This window comes from Mesorhizobium sp. M7A.F.Ca.CA.003.01.2.1, assembly GCF_003998945.1.
In the GTDB taxonomy this organism is placed as follows: Bacteria; Pseudomonadota; Alphaproteobacteria; order Rhizobiales; family Rhizobiaceae; genus Mesorhizobium; species Mesorhizobium ciceri.
This window is the reverse complement of sequence record NZ_RZRA01000717.1, coordinates 1-3,028: the sequence shown is the minus strand read 5'-3', so window position 1 is coordinate 3,028 and position 3,028 is coordinate 1. Positions and strand designations below refer to the sequence as shown.

Below are 3,028 nucleotides of genomic sequence, written 5' to 3'. Positions count from 1 at the left end.
GATGGTCTCGATGGAAGCGACATCGGGATGGTCGTTGAGCATGACGCCGCCGCCGCCATTGACCTGCAGGTCCACGAAGCCCGGCACCAGCAGGCCGTCACCGGCGTCGACGAGGGCGATGTCCGAGGGGACGGCGCCCGTGGGCAAAATGGCCTCGACGAGACCGTCGCGCACGACCAGCGCGTGGCCTTCATGCCAATCGTCGCCGTCGAAAATCCGGGCGCCAGTCAGGGCAAAGCGATTGCTCATACGGTCTCCGTCACCTTGCGAAGATTGCGCGGCGTGTCCGGGTCGAGACCGCGATGGCGGGCAAACGCCTCGACGAACATGTAGAAGGAGACGATCAGCGTCAGCGGATCGGTCAGTGGATGGCCTGTGGCGACATGCGGCAGGCGCACGGCGCGTTGGGCAAGTGCCGAGGTGACGAACACCGGCGCGCCCTTGGCCGCCAGGCTGTCGGCGGCCTCGGCAATCGACGGTTCGGACGCGTCGCGCGCGGCCAGCGCCAGCACCGGAAAATCAGGGCCGACCAGCGCCAGCGGGCCGTGCATGACCTCGGCGGCGCTGTAGGCTTCCGCATGCATGCCGCAGGTCTCCTTGAATTTCAGCGCAGCCTCATTGGCCATCGCCGCCGACGGTCCGCGGCCGAGGATGAACAACGACTTCTGCTTCTCGATCGTCTCAGAGATCACGCTCATCCAGTCGCAGGCGATCGCCTTGCCGAAATGCTCCGGCAGGCGGGCAAGCGCCGCCAGCAGCGCATCGTCGCCGGTGGCATGCGCCATCAGAGCGAGGCCGGCGACGGCCGAATTGATGAAGGTCTTGGTCGCCGCGACGCTGCGCTCGGGGCCGGCCAGGATGTCGATCGCATAGTCCGAGGCACGCGCCAGCGGCGAATCGGCGGTGTTGGTGATGGCGACGGTCAGCGCGCCTCCCGCCCGCGCGGTTTCGGCCATGGCGACGATGTCGGGGCTCTTGCCCGACTGCGAGATCGCCAGACAGGCCGAGCCGGCGAGCCTGAGCTTGCGGCCATAGATCGAGGCGATCGACGGCCCGACCGATGCGACGGCCAGGCCCGCGGTCAGCTCGACGGCGTATTTCATGAAGGTGGCGGCATGGTCGGACGAGCCGCGCGCCACGGTGACGACGAACTGCGGGTCGCGTTCACGGATGCCGCGCCCGGCTTCGGTCAGCACGGCGCCGGAGCCGTCGAGCAGGCGGGCGACGGCCTGCGGGACCTCCTCGATCTCGCGCCGCATATGGGTCATCTCTGTCGACATGGTCGGCTCTGTCGTGCTCATGGTCGGCCCTCTTCGCTCGGCCCTGTCAGCCGCAGTTCGGCGACGAAATCATAGGCGTCGCCCCGGTAGATAGAGCGGGTGAATTCGATCACCTTGCCGCTCGCCAGATAGGAAATGCGTTCGATGTGCAGGCCGGCAATGCCTGGCGGCACCTCGAGCAGGCGCGCGTCGCTGTCGCCGAGATTGGCGGCGGAAATGCGCTGCACCGCCCGCACCGGCCGATTGCCGGTCAATTCCAGCGCGGCATAGAGCGAGGAGCCTATGTCGGCCGGGTCGGGCAACACGCTGGCCGACAGCGAGGCCCGCTCGATCGCCAGCGGCGTGTCGTTGGCAATGCGCAGGCGCGCCACGCGCGCCACCAGTTCGTTCGACGACAGGCCGAGCACCATCATTTCGTCGGGCGAAGGTGCGTAAAGGCCGCGGTCGAGCCATGCCGAACGCACCACCATGCCGCGCCGCGCCATGTCCTCGGTAAACGAGGTCAGCCGCGACAGCGACTGTTCGACACGCTCCATGCGCGGCGCCACGAAGGTGCCGGAGCCGTGGCGCTGCACCAGGATGCCGCCCTTGACCAGGTCCTGCACCGCCTTGCGCACGGTGACCCGCGAAATATCGGCCTTGGTGGCGATGTCGCGCTCGGAGGGCAGCGCGTCGCCCGGCCCGATCAGGCCGCGGTTGACCGCGTCCTCGATGCTCTTGCGCAGCTGCAGATAAAGCGGCGCGCCGCTTTGCGCCTGATGTTTCAGCGTGGCGAAGATCTGGTCGGCGGCCTCGCTCATCGAGTTGCCTTCGCGTGTCCGGCGAAAAGGCGAACCGCCATCTGCACCGCGCCGCCCAGCGCGTCGTCGAGCGGCGGCTTCAGCAGCGCCCGGTAGCGGGCAGACAGGCGCGGCGCGTAGAGCGGCGCCAGCCCGCCGAGGAGGCACAGCGGCGCGTCGTCGGCGAGATCGAGCGCGCCGAGCGAGGCTTCGACATCGGCAACCACCCTGTCGAGGATCCAGTTGGCGACGCTGTCGCCCTTCTCGGCGTGTTCGAACACCTTGGGTGCGAAGCCGCCGAAATCGCCGGGCTTGGCATTGGTGGTGAATTCGACGACATCCTCCGGGTTGTTGCGGAAGACGGCCAGCATGCTCTGCGTCAGCGGCGAGCCCGCGCGGACGCCGTCATAGGCAAGCAGTGTCTGTTCGAGCAGGTCGCGGCCGATACGGGCGCCGCTGCCCTGGTCGCCAACCTGGAAGCCCCAGCCGCCGATGGCGCGCGATTTGCCTTGTCTGCGCGCCATATAGGCGGTGCCGGTGCCGAGGATCGCCATGGCGCCGTCACCGGCGCCGACAGCGCCTTCCAGCGCGATTTCGGCGTCGGTCTCGACGCGGCTGATGCTGAATGGCAGGATCGCCTCGAGCTGCTGCCGGTAGGTGCCGACATTGGCGCCGGCAAGGCCGAGAATTGCGGGCGTTCGCGGGATCAGTTCCGGATCCTGCCCGGCGACGAGGAACGCCTGCCTGGCGGCCTCGACGATGTTCGAGCGGGCGCCGGTCAGGTCGGTGCGGATGTTGGCGGCGCCGCTTTTGGCGCGGCCGATCACCGTGCCGTCCGCCGTTGCCAGGGCGGCCCTGCAGCTGGTGCCGCCGCCATCGATTCCGAGCACGAAATTCACGTTGATTTCTCCTCCGGGCGGATAATACCAATAAAATACCAATAGCCAAGGATTAATTTCCGTTTCAAAA

General features: G+C 67.8%; 3 protein-coding genes and 1 pseudogene. All 4 read right to left on the bottom strand.

The annotated features are described in order from the left end of the window. A pseudogene (locus tag EN969_RS24265) lies at window positions 1-249 on the bottom strand (N-acetylglucosamine-6-phosphate deacetylase); the annotation flags it as partial. Then, window positions 246-1,280 carry an SIS domain-containing protein gene (locus EN969_RS24260; RefSeq protein WP_063170416.1) on the bottom strand — a complete coding sequence of 345 codons (1,035 nt, stop codon included), beginning with the start codon at window positions 1,278-1,280 and terminating at the stop codon, window positions 246-248. The gene EN969_RS24260 and the pseudogene EN969_RS24265, both read right to left, overlap by 4 nt. A 17-nt stretch (window positions 1,281-1,297) precedes the next feature. Beyond that, window positions 1,298-2,080, bottom strand: a complete 783-nt coding sequence (locus tag EN969_RS24255; protein ID WP_063169682.1) for a GntR family transcriptional regulator — start codon at window positions 2,078-2,080, stop codon at window positions 1,298-1,300. Next, window positions 2,077-2,958, bottom strand: coding sequence for an N-acetylglucosamine kinase (locus EN969_RS24250; protein WP_063169683.1), 882 nt, complete (start codon window positions 2,956-2,958; stop codon window positions 2,077-2,079). Before EN969_RS24250 ends, EN969_RS24255 begins: the two co-directional genes overlap by 4 nt. Window positions 2,959-3,028: the final 70 nt, after the last annotated feature.

Excerpts from the sequence above, each read along its gene's own strand:
- EN969_RS24260 (WP_063170416.1), bottom strand. The coding sequence starts at position 1,280 with ATGTCGACAGAGATGACCCATATGCGGCGCGAGATCGAGGAGGTCCCG.
- EN969_RS24255 (WP_063169682.1), bottom strand. The coding sequence starts at position 2,080 with ATGAGCGAGGCCGCCGACCAGATCTTCGCCACGCTGAAACATCAGGCG.